23 protein-coding genes and 1 tRNA gene are annotated in these 17,510 nt (G+C 67.7%); 7 read left to right on the top strand and 17 right to left on the bottom strand.

The genetic code is table 11. The features are described 5' to 3' along the window. Positions 1-3: 3 nt before the first annotated feature. The 8 genes from J2X34_RS10635 to J2X34_RS10670 are packed head-to-tail and all read right to left on the bottom strand — an operon-like array spanning position 4 to position 4,601. Entirely contained in the window at positions 4-873 is an 870-nt protein-coding gene (locus tag J2X34_RS10635) for a DNA-3-methyladenine glycosylase family protein (RefSeq protein ID WP_429517064.1), read from the bottom strand. A 33-nt stretch (positions 874-906) separates the two neighbouring features. Continuing rightward, positions 907-1,293 (bottom strand): HicB family toxin-antitoxin system, encoded by a 387-nt coding sequence (locus tag J2X34_RS10640; RefSeq protein ID WP_429517066.1) that lies wholly within the window; start codon positions 1,291-1,293, stop codon positions 907-909. Next, positions 1,293-1,955, bottom strand: a complete 663-nt coding sequence (locus J2X34_RS10645; RefSeq protein WP_429517068.1) for an alpha-ketoglutarate-dependent dioxygenase AlkB family protein — start codon at positions 1,953-1,955, stop codon at positions 1,293-1,295. The genes J2X34_RS10640 and J2X34_RS10645 overlap by 1 nt, the downstream gene beginning before the upstream one ends. Beyond that, positions 1,956-2,237, bottom strand: coding sequence for a metal-binding protein (locus J2X34_RS10650; RefSeq protein WP_429517070.1), 282 nt, complete (start codon positions 2,235-2,237; stop codon positions 1,956-1,958). It lies immediately after the preceding gene. Further along, the gene (locus J2X34_RS10655) at positions 2,227-2,946 is read right to left on the bottom strand and encodes a 2OG-Fe(II) oxygenase (RefSeq protein ID WP_429517072.1); all 720 of its coding nucleotides are present in this window, start codon (positions 2,944-2,946) and stop codon (positions 2,227-2,229) included. The genes J2X34_RS10650 and J2X34_RS10655 overlap by 11 nt, the downstream gene beginning before the upstream one ends. After that, the gene (locus tag J2X34_RS10660) at positions 2,943-3,542 is read right to left on the bottom strand and encodes a methylated-DNA--[protein]-cysteine S-methyltransferase (protein WP_429517074.1); all 600 of its coding nucleotides are present in this window, start codon (positions 3,540-3,542) and stop codon (positions 2,943-2,945) included. Before J2X34_RS10660 ends, J2X34_RS10655 begins: the two co-directional genes overlap by 4 nt. Further along, on the bottom strand, positions 3,539-4,051 hold the full coding sequence (locus J2X34_RS10665; RefSeq protein ID WP_429517194.1) for an RNA polymerase sigma factor: 513 nt from the start codon (positions 4,049-4,051) through the stop codon (positions 3,539-3,541). The genes J2X34_RS10660 and J2X34_RS10665 overlap by 4 nt, the downstream gene beginning before the upstream one ends. A 46-nt stretch (positions 4,052-4,097) precedes the next feature. Then, positions 4,098-4,601 (bottom strand): methylated-DNA--[protein]-cysteine S-methyltransferase, encoded by a 504-nt coding sequence (locus J2X34_RS10670; protein WP_429517076.1) that lies wholly within the window; start codon positions 4,599-4,601, stop codon positions 4,098-4,100. Between the two features lie 60 nt (positions 4,602-4,661). On the opposite strand from J2X34_RS10670, the gene J2X34_RS10675 reads away from it, so the two are divergent. Together J2X34_RS10675 and J2X34_RS10680 are read left to right on the top strand one after the other, a co-directional pair. Then, a complete protein-coding gene (locus tag J2X34_RS10675; protein WP_429517196.1) occupies positions 4,662-5,267 on the top strand; it encodes a ribulose 1,5-bisphosphate carboxylase large subunit in 606 nt (201 codons plus the stop codon). A gap of 42 nt (positions 5,268-5,309) precedes the next feature. Continuing rightward, positions 5,310-5,813, top strand: coding sequence for an SRPBCC family protein (locus tag J2X34_RS10680; protein ID WP_429517078.1), 504 nt, complete (start codon positions 5,310-5,312; stop codon positions 5,811-5,813). Here the strand turns inward: J2X34_RS10680 and J2X34_RS10685 are convergent. From J2X34_RS10685 to J2X34_RS10705, 5 genes are all read right to left on the bottom strand, one after another. Further along, entirely contained in the window at positions 5,810-6,292 is a 483-nt protein-coding gene (locus tag J2X34_RS10685; RefSeq protein WP_429517081.1) for an Lrp/AsnC family transcriptional regulator, read from the bottom strand. The two genes, J2X34_RS10680 and J2X34_RS10685, sit on opposite strands and share 4 nt — an antisense overlap. A gap of 15 nt (positions 6,293-6,307) precedes the next feature. Next, a complete protein-coding gene (locus tag J2X34_RS10690; protein WP_114723882.1) occupies positions 6,308-7,159 on the bottom strand; it encodes a universal stress protein in 852 nt (283 codons plus the stop codon). Between the two features lie 97 nt (positions 7,160-7,256). Continuing rightward, positions 7,257-8,717: a wax ester/triacylglycerol synthase domain-containing protein gene (locus J2X34_RS10695; protein WP_114723883.1), complete on the bottom strand. Its 1,461-nt coding sequence runs from the start codon at positions 8,715-8,717 to the stop codon at positions 7,257-7,259. Positions 8,718-9,084: 367 nt separating this feature from the next. After that, on the bottom strand, positions 9,085-9,261 hold the full coding sequence (locus J2X34_RS10700; RefSeq protein ID WP_181818924.1) for a hypothetical protein: 177 nt from the start codon (positions 9,259-9,261) through the stop codon (positions 9,085-9,087). Between the two features lie 48 nt (positions 9,262-9,309). Next, positions 9,310-9,444 carry a hypothetical protein gene (locus tag J2X34_RS10705; protein ID WP_258558129.1) on the bottom strand — a complete coding sequence of 45 codons (135 nt, stop codon included), beginning with the start codon at positions 9,442-9,444 and terminating at the stop codon, positions 9,310-9,312. A 771-nt stretch (positions 9,445-10,215) separates the two neighbouring features. Between J2X34_RS10705 and hppD the strand changes: the two genes are divergently transcribed. Further along, positions 10,216-11,391, top strand: coding sequence for a 4-hydroxyphenylpyruvate dioxygenase (hppD, locus tag J2X34_RS10710; RefSeq protein ID WP_429517082.1), 1,176 nt, complete (start codon positions 10,216-10,218; stop codon positions 11,389-11,391). Positions 11,392-11,415: 24 nt separating this feature from the next. Here the strand turns inward: hppD and J2X34_RS10715 are convergent, their stop codons facing one another. Continuing rightward, positions 11,416-12,228 carry a mycofactocin-coupled SDR family oxidoreductase gene (locus tag J2X34_RS10715; protein ID WP_174913756.1) on the bottom strand — a complete coding sequence of 271 codons (813 nt, stop codon included), beginning with the start codon at positions 12,226-12,228 and terminating at the stop codon, positions 11,416-11,418. 154 nt (positions 12,229-12,382) lie between these two features. Here J2X34_RS10715 and J2X34_RS10720 point away from each other — a divergent pair. Further along, positions 12,383-12,456: transfer RNA gene (locus tag J2X34_RS10720), tRNA-Met, on the top strand. A gap of 272 nt (positions 12,457-12,728) precedes the next feature. Here the strand turns inward: J2X34_RS10720 and J2X34_RS10725 are convergent. Next, the gene (locus J2X34_RS10725; protein ID WP_429517084.1) at positions 12,729-13,064 is read right to left on the bottom strand and encodes a histone-like nucleoid-structuring protein Lsr2; all 336 of its coding nucleotides are present in this window, start codon (positions 13,062-13,064) and stop codon (positions 12,729-12,731) included. 819 nt (positions 13,065-13,883) lie between these two features. Continuing rightward, complete coding sequence (locus J2X34_RS10730) at positions 13,884-14,306, bottom strand: hypothetical protein (protein ID WP_429517086.1); 423 nt, start codon at positions 14,304-14,306, stop codon at positions 13,884-13,886. A 565-nt stretch (positions 14,307-14,871) separates the two neighbouring features. Between J2X34_RS10730 and J2X34_RS10735 the strand changes: the two genes are divergently transcribed. The 3 genes from J2X34_RS10735 to J2X34_RS10745 all read left to right on the top strand — a co-directional run bounded on the left by J2X34_RS10735 (position 14,872) and on the right by J2X34_RS10745 (position 16,518). After that, a complete protein-coding gene (locus J2X34_RS10735; protein ID WP_429517088.1) occupies positions 14,872-15,345 on the top strand; it encodes a DUF309 domain-containing protein in 474 nt (157 codons plus the stop codon). 17 nt (positions 15,346-15,362) lie between these two features. Then, the gene (locus tag J2X34_RS10740; protein ID WP_429517090.1) at positions 15,363-16,007 is read left to right on the top strand and encodes an LON peptidase substrate-binding domain-containing protein; all 645 of its coding nucleotides are present in this window, start codon (positions 15,363-15,365) and stop codon (positions 16,005-16,007) included. A 64-nt stretch (positions 16,008-16,071) separates the two neighbouring features. Then, positions 16,072-16,518: an SRPBCC family protein gene (locus J2X34_RS10745; protein WP_429517092.1), complete on the top strand. Its 447-nt coding sequence runs from the start codon at positions 16,072-16,074 to the stop codon at positions 16,516-16,518. A 1-nt stretch (position 16,519) separates the two neighbouring features. On the opposite strand, the gene J2X34_RS10750 is transcribed toward J2X34_RS10745, so the two are convergent. Beyond that, positions 16,520-17,494 (bottom strand): alpha/beta hydrolase fold domain-containing protein, encoded by a 975-nt coding sequence (locus J2X34_RS10750; protein ID WP_429517094.1) that lies wholly within the window; start codon positions 17,492-17,494, stop codon positions 16,520-16,522. Positions 17,495-17,510 lie beyond the last annotated feature (16 nt).

Consider the following 17,510-nt stretch of genomic DNA (forward strand, 5'->3'; position numbering starts at 1 on the left):
GATTCACAGGAACGCCTGCGCCGTCCACAGGTGGAACAGGGCGTAGGCCCGCCAGGGCCGCCACGGCTCCGATGCCGTGGCGGCCTCGCGCGCGGTCTTCACCCCCAGTGCCCGACGCAGCACCAGATCGCCGGACGGATACGCGTCGCGGTCGCCGAGGACGCGCACCGACAGGTAGTCCGCCGTCCACGGCCCGATGCCGGGCAGCGCGAGCAGTCGGGTGCGGAACTCGTGCGGATCGACGCCCGGATGAAGCTCGAGCCCGTCGGACGCCGCGGCGGCCAGCGCCTGCACGGTGCGGGCGCGGGCGCCGGTGAGGCCCACCGCTTTCTGGATGACGAGCGGGTCGAGTCCGGCCAGTTTCTCCGGTTCGGGGAAGCTCACGAACCCGTCGAACTCGGTCGGGGTGCCGAATGCCGTCACGAATCGCGATCCGAATGTTCTTGCCGCTGAGAGCGACACCTGCTGTCCGAGCACCGTCAGCACGGCGGTCTCGAAGCCGTCAACGGAGCCGAGCACGCGCAGCCCCGGGCGGGCGGCGACGTGGTCCGCGAGCGCCGAATCCGTGCAGAGTGCCGCGTCGATCACGGCCGGGTCGGCGTCGAGGTCCAGCCAGCGGCGCACCAGCGATTCGAGGTGCGGGACGTCGTCCGGATGCGCCGGCAGCACCGTCGCCGTCACATGATCCGGGGCGTCGAACTCCACCGTCACCACGGCGGGGCCGTGCGGGCCCGGGACGACGCGGGTGTGCGCGCCGGTGTCGCTGTCGTGCCGCTCGAGCCCGTCGACGGCGTGCGCGGCCAGCGCGCCGAGCATCGGGGCCGTGGTGAAGGGCGGACGGAACAGAAGGCTCAGTGTTACCGCATTCGTCATTCGTTCTCCAGCCCGTAGCTCGCCTCGCCGCGCTCAGCTGTTCACGAGCTGACTGACGCGCTGGTACGACAGGCCGAGCAGAGCGCCGATGTCCCGCACGGGGACGTTCGCCGCTGCGAGTTCCTGGGCGAGACGCTGCGACTCTGCGAGCGCCCGGGCCTCCGCGGCTTCCGCCTCGGCGCGGACAGCCTTGATCTCAGCCGCTCGGCGTGCCAAATCCTCCCCACCCTCGTCGAGCTGAACATGCACGCTGACAGCCACGTCCCGGAGCGTCGCCCCGGTTTCCAGCGCAATGAGCTCACGTGCCATCTCCTCCGCTTCGGAGAGGCGTCGAGCCTGGGTGAGGCCGTCGATCGCGGGCACTCCAACCATCCACCAGCGACCGTCTCTGGTGACAATCACGTCGTAGTTCTTTGTCACTACTCTTCCTCCAATCCGGTGACCCGCAGCGTGATGTTGAGTCGCCCCGACGTGAGCCCGCAGCCCGGGTCGGCGGTGCCCGGAAAGACCTTGGGCACACCGTGGTACGCGAAGCGGGACGGGCCACCGAAGACGAACAGATCGCCCGAGTGCAGGCCCACGTCGGTGTACGGCTTGCCGCGGGTCTCGGCATTGCCGAAGCGGAAGGTGCAGGTGTCGCCGATGCTCAGCGACACGACCGGCGCGCCGCAGCGCTCCTCCTGGTCGCGGTGCATGCCCATGCGGGCGGCGTCGTCGTAGAAGTTGATCAGCGCGGCATCGGGCTCGTAGGCGGCGCCCGCGGCCGGGTCGTCGTACGCGTCGGCGACGGCGCGTTTCCCCAACTCCGCCAACCATTCCGGCACCGGCAGCACCCGGCCGCCCCCGGCGTCGTCGGCGACGCGGCTGTAGCGGTACGGCTGCCAGTGCCAGCCGAGGCAGACGGTCTGTACCGACATCTCGTGCCCGGTCGGCAGCCGGGCCGCCCGCATCGGTACCGGTCCGCGCGCCCACTCGCGGCACGCGTCGACGATGCCGCGCTGCCGGTCGACGTCGAGCCAGTCGGGGACCAGCACCGCACCGTCCGCGACGGTGCGGCGGGGCCGCGGGATGAGCGCCGACATCTAGCGACTCCCCTTCCGGCTGTGCGCCTTCCAGGCGTTGTACTTGTCCCGCAGGCACACCGCGCAGGGCCGGTAGCCAGCGGCGATCGCGGTGTCCTCGTCCGCGAAGAACACCCGCTGCGTCACGTACCCGCCGCGGGCGATGGCGCGGGCCGCACCGGGGCAGTCCAGCGTGCCGTAGATGCGATCCTTCCGGTGCCCGCCGAGCGTGCCGGGAGTGGCGCTCTCGTGCGGCTTCCCGTCCCTGCCGATCAGCGTGTACATCGCCGGGTCACTCCGCATCGTGCAGGACCAGACCGAGTGTGCGCCGGATGCCGCTGCGCACCGTGCTCACCCCGTGCCGCATCGGCGCGGCTGACCAGCCGCGCACCGACTGCACCGGCCGGTCGTTGGTGGTGAACACGAACGCATGCCCCTGCCGCAGCACGGTGGCGGTGCCGCGGGACTGGGCGCGGGCCCGCTGCTCCACGAGCAGGAACTCGCCGCCCTCGTGATCGACGCCGGGCCGGTCGAGCCCGATCACCACCTGCAGCGGAAACACCAACTCGCCGTACAGGTCCCGGTGCAGCGCGTTCCAGTCACCGGTCCCGTAGCGCAGCAGCAGCGGGGTGGGCCGGCGCTGCCCGGCGGCGTGGCACATCGCGAGCCACTCGTCGAGGGTGTCCGGCCACGGCGCCGGCCGCCCGAGTCGCCACGCCCACTCGCGGGCCACGGGGAGCAGTTTCACGTAGAACATCGCGCGCATCTCGGCGATCGGCGCGGGCAGCGGGTAGTCGAAGTACCGATACTGCCCGGCCCCGTAGCGGTGCCGGGCCATGTCGACGGTGGACCGGAACCGGCCGGCGTCGTCGTACAGGTCGACCAGCTCCCGACACTCGTCCCGCGTGAGCAGTGGGCGGGCGCTCTGGGCACCGCCGAACGTGTCGAGCTCGTCGAGCAGCGGCACCCAGTCGACGGCGTCGACGCGCTCGGTCAGCGTCGCGGCGCTCATGCCGCCTCCAGTGTCAGCAGCGCGCGCTTGGTCTCGGCGCCGCCCGCGTACTGCCCCATGCTGCCGTCGCTGCGGACCACCCGGTGGCACGGCACGAACAGCGGCAGCGGGTTGGTGGCGCACGCGGTGCCGACCGCCCGCACGGCGCGCGGGCTGCCGGCCGCCTCGGCGATCTGCGCGTAGCTCGCGGTGCGGCCGTACGCGATGTCGGGCAGGTGGGTCAGCACCGAGCGCCGGAACCCGCGCGACAGCCGCAGGTCGAGGGGGACGTCGAAGCGGGTGCGGCGGTGGTCGAAGTACTCGTCGAGCTGGCGGGCCGCGTCGGCCAGGCGGGCGGGCGCCTCGAGGATCCGCGCGCTGACCTGTTCGGCGAGCATCGCGAGCACGGCGTCGTGGTCCTCGCGGGCGTACGCCACCCGGACGAGGCCCGCCTCGGTGGCGGCCAGCATCAGCCGTCCGACGGGGGTGTCGACGGTGCGGTAGGCGATGTCGAGCAGGCCGTCACGGTCGGCAGCGGCCGTCAGGCGGGCGTGCAGCGAGCTCAGCGCGTCGGCGTCGGCGTCGTCGTGCGCATCGGGGAACGTCAGGGCGCTCATCGTGCGGCTCCTTCCTGTGCGAGCGGTTCGGGGTCGGCGGCGGCCGGATAGGTCCGTCGCAGGCGGGCGACGCCGTCGGACGCGGCCCGTCTGGCGGCGTCGGTGCTGTTGCCGAGGATCCCGGCGACCTCCGCGTAGGGCAGGCCGGCGAGGTGGTGGTAGACCACGGCGGCGCGCTGGGTGAACGGCAGGTCCGCGAGCGCGTCCCACAGTTCGTGGTTCCACGAGCCGGGCAGTCCCGTGACGGTGGCCCGGTCCGGTACCTCGTCGGTCGGGATCGGAACCCGCTGTCGGGTCCGGTGGACGTCGACGGCCTTCCGGTGCGCGATGGTCACCAGCCACGCCTCGACGTTGGCGCCGGGCGGCAGGTCCGGGTAGGCCCGGAGCGCGGCGAGGAAGGTCTCCGACCAGGCGTCCTCGGCGTCGAGCGGGCCGAGCAACGCCCGGCACACCCGCAGCACCACCGGCCCGTGCTCGGTGACGATCTGTTCGAACGGTTTCAGTCCCACACCCTGTAGACGCTCCGGGGCGCCGGAACGTGAGGTGTCACCGCCGTCAGAACAGTCCATCCTGGATTCCCACGGAGGCCGGGCTCTCCAGATCCAGCAGGAACTGCTTGCGTTCGAGCCCGCCGGCGTACCCGGTGAGCGAGCCGTCGCTGCCGACCACGCGGTGACACGGCACGATGATGCCGATCGGGTTCCGGCCGTTCGCGGCGGCCACCGCGCGGATCGCGGCCGGGTTGCCGAGGTGCTCCGCCAACTGCAGGTACGTCCAGCGTTCGCCGTACGGGATGGTCCGCAGCGCGTCCCACACCCGCTGCTGGAACTCGGTGCCCGCCGGCGCGAGCGGCACCGTGAACTCGGTGCGGGCGCCGTCGAAGTACTCGGCCAGCTGCGCGGTCACGTCGTCGAATCCCGCGTCGACGCGCGGGCCGAACCGCTCGCTGTCCGGCAGGTGCCGCTGCAGGTGCATGTAGAGCCCGCACAGGCCGGCCGGTGTCCGGACCAGCGTCAGCGGCCCGACGGGCGATTCGACCACGGTGTGCACGGCATCCACGTCCTCGATACTCCCAGCACCCACCGACAGTTCGCGAGGATCGGGCAGGATGGCGGGATGCTGCCGTTCCCCGTCAATCCACTCCAGATCCTCCCGACGGTGCAGAAGGCAGCACAGTCGTCCCTGCAGTGGTCCGTCGACACCGCCGTCTTCGTCGTGGGCCTTCCGACGCGGGTGGCCGCGCTGCTCGACGAGGCCGAGGGCCTGGTGCGACAGGTGTCCGGCGTGGTCGATGGCGCAGCCCGCGCGGTGGCCGCGGCGGACGCCGTGATCGCCGCGTGCGCGACGCTGGTGGACCGCACCGCGGTGGTCGCGAACGAGACCGAGGTCGTGGTCGCCACCGCGGCCCGCTCGGCCGCGGTCGCCGACGAGCTGCTCGGCATCTACCAGCCGCTGGCGCTGGCGGCCGCGCCGCTGGCGTCGCAGTTCGTCGACGAGATCAGCGAGGACGAGGTTCATGCCGCGGTCAGGCTGTTCGACCAGCTGCCCGAGCTCACCGACCGGATGACCGCGCTGATGCCGATCCTCGCGACCCTCGACACCGTCTCCCCGGAGATCCACGAACTGCTCGAGGTGGTCAAGGACGTGCGGCAGGCGATCATCGGAGTTCCCGGATTCCGCTTCTTCCGGCGGCGCGGGGAGGACAAACTGGGAGAGGGCGAGTAGCCGACACCCCACCCGCCCGGAACCTTCGAACGGGAGAGCCCGATGGATCCGCAACCGCGAGGCACGCTCGACCGCGCAGGCGACGGCGTCGACCTGCGCATCACCCGCACGTTCGACGCCCCGATCGCGGACGTCTGGGCGTCGATCACCGAATCCGACCGCACCGCAGGATGGTTCGGCCCCTGGGAGGGAGAACCCGGCGCCGGCAACACGATCCGGGTGCAGTTGGCGTTCGAGGAGGACACACCGTGGAGCGAGATGCTGATCGACGCGTGCGATCCGCCGCGGCACCTCGCGCTGTCGGTGACCGATCCGGGCGGGGCCTGGCGGCTGTCCGCCGATCTGCGTGAGGCGGACGGGGCCACCGAGCTGACGCTCACCCACCTCGGCATCCCCGTCGACACGGTCAGCGAGGTGGGGCCCGGGTGGGAGTACTACCTGGACATGCTCGTCGCGGCACGCCGGGGCGCGACGCTCCCCGAGTTCGGCGACTACTTCCCGGCGCAGAGCGGGTACTACCGGGGCCTCGCCGACGACCTCGGCTAGTGCTCGACCGACTTCGCGAGCAGCGGCAGCGTCCGGAAGGGCACCACCTGCGAGAGCACCACCACCGACACCGACCGCGCGACGGTCGACGAGTGGTGCAGTTCGATGAGCAGCGTCTGCAGGTCGTCGTGCGACGCGGCCGCAACGCGGCACAGGACGTCGCCGACGCCGGTGGTGGCCCACGCCTCGACCACCTCGGGGAACTCCTCGAGTTCCTTCGTCAGCTGCCCCAGCGAGCCCTGCGCGATCTCCAGTGTCACGAACGCCTGCACCGGGTATCCGGCTGTGCGCAAGTCGATCTCGGGGCCGTAGCCGGTGACAATCCCGGACTCCTCGAGTCGGCGCAGCCGGGCCTGGACGGTTGCTCGCGCGACCCCCGCCCTACGGGAGAGTTCCAGCACCCCGATCCGCGGCTCGTCCCGCAGCCGCGTGATCAGGTCGACGTCGAGAGCATCGAGTCGGTGCCCACCCCGATCCACGACTGGTCCGGACTCTCAGGGCGTGACTCGGGAGCGGGCGACGATCACCGGGCACTGCGCGTGGTAGAGGAGTGACTGGCTGGTCGAGCCGAGGACGGCGCTCTCGAACCCGCCGAGGCCGCGGCTGCCGACGACCATGGCGCGAGCGGATGCACTGAGCGAGACGAGGTGCTTCGTGGGGCCGGCCTTCGCGATCACCGTTTCGGCGGACACCGACGGGAACTTTGCGCCCCATGTCGCGATCAGCCGGTCGATGCGGCCGCGGGCCTCCTCGTCAGCCTCCTGGCTGCCGCGCCGGCGGCGGGCGTGGATCGCGATCAAGTCGGCGTGGCGGATCGACGCCTCCTGCATCGCGGTGCCGACCACGATGTCGGCACTATCCGAATGGTCCACACCTGCAATGATCGGGCCGGATGTGGGCGGCACGGGGCTGCCGTCGGCGCCGCGGATGATCGCGACCGTGCACTTGGCGTGGTGCGCCAGCGACAGGGCCGTGGAGCCCAGCACCATCCGCTCGAAGAAGCCGGCACCGACCGAACCGACGACCAGCAGGCTCGCGTTCTCGGACAGATCGACGAACGCGCGATTGACCCGGCCGCGCAGCAGTTCCACCTCGACGTCGACGGTGTAGTCCTCGACGGTGGCGGCCTCGCGGGCGGCCTTGAGGGATTCGCGCCCGAACGCCTCTTCTTCCTCGAGGTCGTCGGCGACGAACGGGAAGTCGTTCTCGGTGTCGATGACGTGCACCAGTTTCAGCGGCACCTTGCGGGCGTGCGCTTCGACGGCTGCCCACTTGACGGCATGGATCGCGGCGTCGGATCCGTCGACGCCGACGATCACCGGCCTGGTCTCGTTCGCTGGTGACATCGTCCACTCCGATCGCCTCGGTGCTGCACATTCGGTATCAGACTAACGGCGAAACCCGTCCGGGGGCGTGAGCTTGGGACGGCGGTGCCGGAGAGGTTCAGGAGGCGATTTCGTCCGACGGATCCTGATTCGTCCGGTTGACTGCGGCTTCCTCGAACTCTGTGAGACTCGCGCGGATCAGGGCGACGTATCTGTCGGTGTCGGGCATCATCCCGCGGTCGGCCATCACGGTCAGTGTCAGGTCTCCACCAGCAGCGGCCGCCAGGAAATGACGCAGACCGTCCCCGTCCACCGGCGGCTGCCCGCCGAACACCGCCGCGGCCGGCGCACCGTTCAGGGTGAGGCTGTCGACCCCGAATGCCACGTTGCTGATCATGGTGTGCTGGTGGCGGGGGTGGCCGGGGTCAAGATTGGCGGCTTCCCTGCGCGTGTATATGAACAGTCGCATCATGGGCGGAGGCACCGTCTCCATCGCCGCAGCGGCCCTGCGAACCGCAATGTGGGAGGTGCGGGCCTTCTCGGACTTCGACGATTCGGCGATGCGCGCCACCCGTTCGAGCGGATGCTCGACATCGGTATGCATGTCGACGTTCATGATTGCCAACTGGTTCGCCGATTCCCAAGCCTCCACCTGCCGCACCGATCGTGGCACGATCGCGACGAGCGAGCCCGGGTGGGGCTCGCCCTTCTCGGCGAGGTAACGCGCGAGAGCATCCCCCACGACAGCTAGCAGGGCGTCGTTCACGGTCGCGCCGGGAACGGCTTCTCTGATACGGCGGAGCGATGTCGTGGGCAAAGTGATCGGCACCATGGCGCCGGATCCACTCACCTTGCCGTTGAAACGGATGCCCGGCTGTTCGGCGTTCGCCAACCAGGCACCGGACATCTCGGCCTCGTTCAGGGCCCGATCGGCGGCACGGTTGCCCGGAACATCCTTCGCGAACCGGATCAGCTGACGCGGAAAACCCAACACCGACTTGGCGAGCAGCCGGGCACCGAGGCACCGCGCTGGGTGGGCAGGGGCAGGAGTGCACGTCTCGTCCGAGAAGACCTTTTCCACCAACTGCAACACCCCCAGCCCGTCTCCGATGCTGTGGTGGGCCTTGAGCGCTACCGCGGTGAGGCGGCCTGGCTGATCGACGATCCCGGAGACACCGGTGAAGAAGTGCAATTCCCACGGTGGTCGGGTGAGGTCCATACGTGAGGTCAGCAACTCGGCGAACGGCGCCTCGAGGGGCGCCCATCCGGGTTCGCTGACTGTAGTGGCCCGCACGTGGGCACTCAGATCGAAGTCGGGAACAGGGATCCAGTGCGGATGTTCCAGACCCAGCGGCACACGGCGGATGCGATGGGTGAACATGTGGTGGTGGCCGAGCCGTGCACGAACCCACTCGACTGCGCGTTCCTGGGTTAGCTCCGCATCCGGATACTGCGTGGTGTCGAAGACATACACGACAACGAAGTGCCCCAGGTGCCCGTCGGTCTCCCCGTAGATGAACTCGGCATCCCGGGTCGGAATGGGCCAAGTTCCCGCCGCGAGCCAGTCGGCAAATCTCATACGCACCTTACTCTTTTGGGTTCTTCTGCTTACAGGATGCGCAACGCGCAAAAGCCCTGAAGCACGCTTCAGGGCCTCGCGACTCCGTTCGAGCCGTGCGCGGACGAGCGGAACCGACCGACTGCCGCGCTACTTGTTCTTGATCGCGTTGCTGCCGATCCCCATGAGGGTGAAGTTGTTGGCCATCCAGAAGATCATTTTGTTGAGGTAGTCAGGAATCATTGTCAGCCCTTTCCGGAAGTAGGCATTGGTCAGGTGAACAAGGCGAGCAGATACTGCGTGATCGAATTCACGAGACTGACAGATCCGACTCCCACGAGATCAGAGCTGTAGGTGAGCGACGACTCGAACATGTTTCTCCTCCCGTTTACAGGCCGGCGACAGAGCCGATGACTGTATCGACGCTTCCGAATATCGCGACCGATCCGGCGTTCCCCATATTGAGGAGGCCCGCCACGATCGCGGCCACACCGTCGACAAGACCCTTGAGGGAGTTGATCGGCGCCACCATCGATGCCGGATCAACACTCGTGACGAGGTCCAACAGGCTTCCGCTATCCATTTTCACTTACCCTTTCTTGCGTTTCAGTTGTCACTCGAACGGAGGCATCCAGTTGAAGTCGACCGAGAAGCCGAACGGCAGGAAGATCAGCATTCCGATCAACGGCCTGAGAAAGGCACCAGTTTCGCCATCCAAGGCGGTGGCGACGGATCCGAGACTACCCATTATTCTCCCTTAACTCTCTTGATGCGGCTCACGCCGCAATCATCAGCTGAGTTCGATTGACGAGACCAGCGCATCGGACACGAGGTTGACACCGGGCATAAATGAGCCCGCCCAGGCCCCGCCCAGCAGATTCAACATCAAAGCCTTAGTCGCGTCGAAAAAGACTACGCTCATACGAAATCCCACCCTCTCGATCGGCGTTGGAAGCATTCCTCGGAAACCTGCACGGCATCGCACCCGCCTTCCACGCAGAAGCGATATCGAGCAGCACACAGACACTCAGGAAGCACACACATCTGAGGCCCTGATCGCCCCTCTCGGGTCCCTTTGTAGCCGTGATCGAAAGGAAACTAACCCATGCCCGTCCCCTTTGGGAGGCTTTTTGCGGAAGATCCTCCAGCAACCCCAAGGCGACACCATCAGACCTGGTCAGAGAGGTGCACGGAGCGAAGCCCGTGTCCACAGCATCCCCGTCGATCGGCGCTCGGAGATTGATTGCACTGGAGTCCAATGAATGCCGACGATCAAATAATCAAAATGTACTGCAGTGCAATTTTGAAGGTCCGTGGGCAGTATCTGAGACGAGTGCCAACACAATGCCGACCGGGCAACCTCCGAGCGGATGTCCAGCTCACTTCTGTACACATTGACCACCCATGTGGCGCTCAAGCGATGCAGATCGTTCAATCTGAACAGAGAAATCAGTCGATGTTGCCGAGGCGGATGCGGCGAAGGTGTGATCAAGACACGTCGTCCACGGGAGGTTCGCTCATGACCGTCGACCAGTCACTCGGCCGCCTCGACGACGCGGCGCTGCGCCAGCTGCTCGGGCTTGTCGAACACGATCCGTCCACCGATCCGTTCCCGGTGGTCGGCTGGGACGCGATCGTCTGGGCGGTGGGCAACGCGACGCAGGCCGCCGCGTACTACCGCACGGTGTTCGGGATGGACCTCGAGGCGTACTCGGGTCCCGAGACCGGCAACCGCGACCACCGCGCATACGTACTACGCAGCGGCGCCGTCAGATTCGTGCTCACCGGCGGCGTCGACCCGTCCAGCCCACTGCTCGACCATCACCGCCGGCACGGTGACGGCGTCTACGACGTCGCACTCGAGGTCACCGACGTCGACCGCTGCATCGCGCACGCGCGCAGCCAGGGTGCCCGGATCCTCGTCGAACCGCACGACGTCACCGACGAGCACGGCACCGTCCGCACCGCGAGCATCGCCGCCTACGGCGACACCCGGCACACGCTCGTCGACCGCTCCCGCTACACCGGGCCCTATCTGCCCGGCTATGTCTCACGCAGGCAGTCCCACGGCACCGGCCGGCAGGTGATCCAGGCGCTCGACCACGTGGTCGGCAACGTCGAGCTGGGCAAGATGAACGAGTGGGTGGCCTTCTACCACCGCGTCATGGGATTCACCGACCTCGCCGAGTTCGTGGGCGACGACATCGCCACCGAGTACTCGGCGCTGATGAGCAAGGTGGTCGCGAACGGCAACCACCGCATCAAGATCCCGCTCAACGAACCTGCTGTGGGGCGCAAGCGGTCTCAGATCGACGAGTTCCTCGAGTTCTATCGCGGCCCCGGATCGCAACATCTAGCACTGGCGACGTCCGACATCCTCGGCGCGGTGGACCACCTGACGGAGGCGGGCGTCGAGTTCCTGCCGACACCCGCGTCGTACTACAAGGACCCGCAACTGCGCGCCCGGATCGGCGAGGTGCGTGTCCCGATCGAGGAGCTCGAGCGCCGCGGCATCCTCGTCGACCGCGACGAGGACGGCTACCTGCTGCAGATCTTCACCAAGCCGATCGGCGACCGGCCGACGGTGTTCTTCGAACTCATCGAGCGGCACGGCTCACTCGGGTTCGGCAAGGGCAACTTCCAGGCCCTGTTCCTCGCGATCGAACGCGAGCAGGAGCGGCGCGGCAACCTCTGATCGCGCCGCCCCTGTGCGGTCGAATCAGATGGACGTGATGCCCAGGTCCAGGGACATCTGCGAACCGGTGACGGTGCGCGACCGGTCGCTCGCCAGGTACAGCACGACCTCGGAGACGTCGTCGACGGTGCACTTGTTGAGGCCGGCGAGCGGCCACTTGTAGTTGTCCAGGTAGCGCGGGAACTGGGAGAGGATCTTGCCGACGTTGGCGTCCTGGCCCATCGGGGTGTCCACCGCGCCGGGGTGGATCGAGTTGACGCGAATGCCGAACTCGCCCAACTCGATCGCCGCGGTCTTCGTCAGACCCACCAGGCCGTGCTTGGCGGAGGTGTAGTTCGACGTGCCCGGGCTGGCCTTGATGCCGGCCGCCGAGCTGACCACGATGATCGAGCCGCCGCGGCCGCCGTCGATCATCGCGGGCACGGCCGCCTTGAGCGTTCGCCACACACCGTTGAGGTTGATGTCGATCATCGTGGTCCACTGCTCCTCGGGCATCTCCCAGAAGCGGTTCCACGTCGAGATGCCGGCGTTCGCGACCACGATGTCGAGACGGCCGAAGCGCTCCACACCGGCGTCGACGGCGGCCTGCAGCGCGGCCTGGTCGCGCACGTCGCCGATGGACGTGACGATCTCGCGGCCCTCGGCGCGCACCAGGCGGGCAGTCTCCTCGAGATCCTCGGGCGTCGCCGCCGGGTAGCCGACGTCGTCAGAGATCGGTGCGCAGATGTCGAGCGCGATGATGTCCGCACCCTCCTGGGCGAAGCGCACCGCGTGGTTGCGCCCCTGTCCGCGTGCCGCGCCGGTGATGAAGGCGACCTTGTTCTCGAGCAGTGCCATGCGAATCCCTCCGGATCCCTCGTCGTCCAGTGTCTTCGCAGATTAGGACGGCTATCCGGACCAGCGGCCCAGCATTCCAGTGACCGGGAACACAGCGCCTCCAGCGCTCGGTGGTCATTCGGGCTCCGAAACTCGTGTAAGCTGAAATTACCGACGCGGGGTGGAGCAGCTCGGTAGCTCGCTGGGCTCATAACCCAGAGGTCGCAGGTTCAAATCCTGTCCCCGCTACAAATGAAAGACCCGGTATCGCACCAGCGATACCGGGTCTTTTTGCATGGTGCCGGCAGACCCCCGGCAGTGCGCAAGATAGGTGCGTCAGACCGTCCCGCCTTGGCAGTCCGCTCGTCGACACGATCGCCGCGTCGCGACACCTGACGCGCTCGAACCGCGCCGGGCACTCGCCACGCGGGAAACGGCCTGTCCACAAGTAGCGGTTGCGGGCCGCCTTCCCGCTGCCAGGTTCCGGCGCTCCGCTTCCACTGCGCGCGTCGCCTCATGCACTAGGAACGGTGCGTGGCGGCGTAGTCCTCGAGTATTGCGTGTGGAATGCGGGATCTGTCGTGGACGCGGTAGCCGTGTTCGTGTGCCCACCGCCGTACGTCGCGCAGGCCGTTGTCCGACAACGGGTTTGTTGCGGTCCGCCGCTTGCGGCCGCCCATGCGGCGGGCGTGCCGGATGTAGCCGCCCAGCAGGCGGCGCAACGCCGCTGAGTTCTCGTCCCTGAGATCGATCGAATATTCGACCCCGCCCACGGAGAACTCGATCGTTTCTCCGCCGGATTCGATCTTCTTCCCGTCGAGATCGTCGAAGATCTCCACGACCACCTTGTACACCACAACCCCCTCGTTGTGAATGTGGTTGGGCTGGTACAGCCTCCGTGTCCGTCCCTGCTTCCCGTGGGTTTCCGCGGTTCTTCCTTTGGAGGTCCTCGCCAGCATCGAGCCCGCGATCGAGCCCGAACACGCGTAGGGCCCCTGCCTCGTCGGCAGGGGCCCTACGCACTTGCGGTAACCGATGAGGCCCGTCAGCCGAGGCTTTGCCAGCCACCACCTTGCGCCGAGGCTGTGTAGAGGCCGATCAACGTGATGTTGCCCAGGCCAACGATGAGGTCGAGGGATCCGTCGAAGAACTTTCCGAGCATGATGTCTCCTTTATGAGAGTGCCTTGAGGAAGTCGGTGCCGAGCCATGCGGAACCGGTGTAATCACCACCCATCCACGAGCCCATCCCCACCCGGAGTAGATCTGTCAAGAGCTGCCGGAAATCCACGTCGATGTTTCCTTTCTGCTGGTTTCTATCCGAGTTAGGCGGGTGCGCCCAGGGACAGCGTCACGGGCCCCTGCACCAGGAGCAGGAACAGGATCGGGAGCATCTGCTCGACGGTCTGGCCGAGCGAGCTGGTTGCGTTCTGAATCGAGAGCATCGTTCCTCCGTTGGGTTTCGAGCTGCTAGGAGTAGCTGTTTCCGGACATGGTGTTCAGTCCGGTCAGCGAGCCACTGAGGATCGGCGCGAACCCCATCACGAATGTGCGCAGGGCTGCGAGGAGATCGTAAGACATGTATTTCCTTTCCAGAGGTGTGTGTCACTGCATGAGCCACCATTCATCGCCCCCCGGCAAAGGGATGCCGAGGGGCGATGAACAGCGTGCAGATGGATCAGAGAGTGCCGTTGAACCCGTAGGCAGAATTGAAGTACACGGAATCCACGTGGGTAAAGAAGTCGCCAGTGCCGATACCCGACGTCCCCCAGGTTCCGAAGTTGACCGCGGAGGTCCCGTTGGTCCCGGAGAGGACGACCTTGGCACCGCCGAGGACAGCACTCTTCATTGCCGCGTTGCCCTGAAGGCAGTACCCGCCGTCAGAAGCCGTGGTGGCCGTGTAGGTGCCGCCGGTGCTCAGGTTGCCGGTGACGGAGACGCCACCGACGCCAGCCCCGCCACTGGTCACGTTTCCGCACATCTGGTAGTCCGCGGTCGGACGCTGCGGGGTCCCGGCCTGTGCAACGCCCGCACCGAGCGCGGTCATCGCGGCGGCGCCGGCGAGGACGCCGGCAAGTGCTGCCTTGTTCCGAACGTTCATACAGATTCACCTCTGGATTCCATATGGCGGCCCACTAGGAAGATCGCCGTCACGGGGTCGGGCCGTCGGATGTCCCCAGCGACATGCGGAACGCTATTACGGATCAATCAAGTCCGTTAACGATTCCGCATATCTACTATTCGGTAACTTTTCAAACAACAGCCGCCGAAGATTATTGCGGGGTCCCAGTTACGTTAACAAAACTCGCGGGCGGCGTTAATTTTGAACTGCGGTACAATTTAGTCCGCGTCGGCAGCTTGCTTCTGAACGTTTGTTTTAGATCGAGGAATAAGTGCAGGATATAGTCCGCACGCTAAGGCACACGACAGCAAGTGGATCCCTCCCAGTCCGACGTGCGCCAGGTCCGGGAGCGGCGACGCCAGCGCCCTTTGCAGTCTTCGCAAAAACGTCATACGGCTCGCGTCGCTGCGACGTCATCGACGATGGTTCCGCCGCCGTGCGCTCACCAGTCGCGCGCGGGAGACGAGGTTGCGCGCGGCGACCGCCCGGGTCGACGCGCAACGCACCCTCCCGCCGACACCCCCGTCGGCGCTAGATTGCTTGTATGGCCGATCGCGATCGGGACACCCTCGGCAAGCCCCGCAACGCCCGCCCCCGGGACCGGTTGGGCCGGCCGCTCGAGTGGGGCGAGGAGGGGTTTCCGACGATGCCCGACGATCTGGATCTGGATCCCGGCGAGGCGATCACCGAGGCGCAGCGCCTGCTCGACCACGACCTGCCGTTCCACGCGCACGAGGTGCTGGAAGCGGCGTGGAAGAAGGCGCCGCACGAGGAACGCGGGCTGTGGCAGGGGCTGGCGCAGCTGGCCGTCGCCGTCACCCACCAGATGCGCGGCAACCCGGCCGGCGCGGTGTCGCTGCTGAGGCAGGGCCGGCACCGGATCGTCCCGTTCGAGGAGAATCCGCCGCACGCCCTCGACATCACCGGGCTGGTCGCGTGGGCCGACCATCTGATCATCGAACTGGACCGGGACACCCCGCCCGACACGGTCCCGGTTCCGAGGCTCCGAATGCCGTGATGGGCCATTCTGGTCGAATGACCGTTCTGCCCATGTTTCCCCTCGGCTCGACGCTGCTGCCCGGGGAACGGTTGCCGCTGCACGTGTTCGAGCCGCGCTACCAGGCGCTGGTGCGCGACTGCCTGGCCGCCACCGAGGGGCCACGGTTCGGCACCGTCCTCATCGCGCGTGGCCACGAGGTGGGTGGCGGCGACGTCCGGCACGAGGTGGGCACGTCGGTGCGCATCGTCTCGCACGTCGACATCGGCGACGGCCGCTACGCGCTGAACTGCGTGGGCGAGGAGCGCATCCGCATCCGGCACTGGCTCGACGACGACCCGTACCCGCGGGCCGAGGTGGAGTCGTGGCCGGTGGGACCGGGCGGCCGGGTGGACGACACCCGGCTCGAGCAGCTCACCGACCGGCTCACCGAGCTGTACGTCCTGCTCACCCGCATCCGTGGCCGCGAGGACGACCCCCAGCCGGCGCCGCCGCGGCTGTTCGACATCCTCGAACAGCCCGGCGATCACCTGTATGCGCTCGCGGCGTGGGTGCCGATGGGCGCCGCGGACCAACTCCAGGTGCTGACGGCGGAGTCCGCGGACGACCGCTACCGCGCGGTGTCCGAGGCGATCGACAACGCGCGCGAGATCGCCGAATTCCGACTTTCAGGGCGCCAGTGACGGGGGTCACGTTCGACGTGTACTAGCGTCCACTCTCCAGGTTGTTCAGGGGAGGGGAGAACTCATGATTCACGTTCGCCACAAGGCGGTGGCCGTCGTTCCCGTCGAGCTGGCCTTCGCGCACATCGACGACTACCGCAACGTGCCCGACTGGATGTTCGGCATCACCCGGTTCGACCCGATCGGCGCGCTCGACCAGGGCCTGGGCGCCACCTACGACGCGACGATGCAGCTCGGCCCCAAGGCACTGAAGTCGACGGTCGAGGTCACCGAATGGGAGCAGGACCGGCTGATCACCCTCAGCTCGGTCTCCGGGTTCGGGAACCGGTCCAGCTGGATGTTCACGCCCGTCGCCGACGACCACACCGAGCTGTCCGTGGACTTCGGCTACGAGCTGCCCGGCGGGCTGGCCGGCAGGGCGCTCGGCAAGCTGATCGAGCCGTTCGTCGTCACCGCGATCAAGCAGACCGAGGCGAACCTGCGCAGGCAGATCGAGGCGCGGAGGCTGTAGCTCAGGCCGAGTGCCGACCGCGGTATCCCAGTGCGCGCCGGGCGAAGTCGAGGCTGAAGGCGATCGTCATGGTGCTCTCCTTCAGGACCGTGCCCATCACCGGGTAGGCGTGGATCTGGCCGCTCCACACGTGGGTCTCCACGGCCTGCCCGGCGTCCTCGAGCATCCCGGTCATCGCCTCGACGTCGGGGCGCATCAGTTCGTACTGCCCGACGCTGAAGAACGTCGGCGGGTACAGGTGCGGGTCGGCCTCGATCGGTGAGTCGGCGCCGACGATCGGATCCGGCCCGCCCACCCACTTGTCCTTGAGCGCCTCCACCTGGCTCATCGGCAGGTAGGCGTCGCGGCGCATGTAGTCCGGATCGTGCTTCTCCAGCGCGAGATTGAGCAGCGGCGAGTAGCCGATCACCGCGGCCGGGGTGATCATGCCGCGGGTCGCCGCCAGCTCGGCCACCTTCATCGCGAGGTAGCCGCCCGCCGAGTCCCCCGCGACGATGATCTTCGTCGGATCCGCGCACGTGCCGAGCAGCTCGGTGTACGCGGCCATCGCGTCGTGGATCGAGGTGCCGATGCCGCCGTACGGCAGCTGCCGGTACTCCACCGAGATCACCGGGATGCCCGCCCGCGCGGCCAGGACCGCACACAGGCTGCGGTGAGTGGCCAAGCCGCAGAACACGAATCCGCCACCGTGGAGGTACAGGATGGTCGCGCCGGCCAGCGAGTCGGAGGCCTGGCGGTGATGCCTGATCAGCTCGCTCGGCACGCCCCCGAGGGTCATCGGCTCGATGTGCACGCCCCGCGGCCGCGGCAGCCGATCCACCACCTTCTCGAGATGCCCGAGGGCCGCGATGCCGCGATCGGTGGTGGGCCACGCCGCGAACAGCGGTTTGACGAAGATCCGGGCGAACCAGAACACCAACCACGCCCGCAGGCTCACCTTCCAGTGCCGGATGATCGTCGTTTCACGCGTTCGCATGCCGCCCCCAGTCGTC

Origin of the sequence: Rhodococcus sp. BE178 (genome assembly GCF_050433545.1) — a bacterium.
Lineage (GTDB): Bacteria > Actinomycetota > Actinomycetes > Mycobacteriales > Mycobacteriaceae > Prescottella.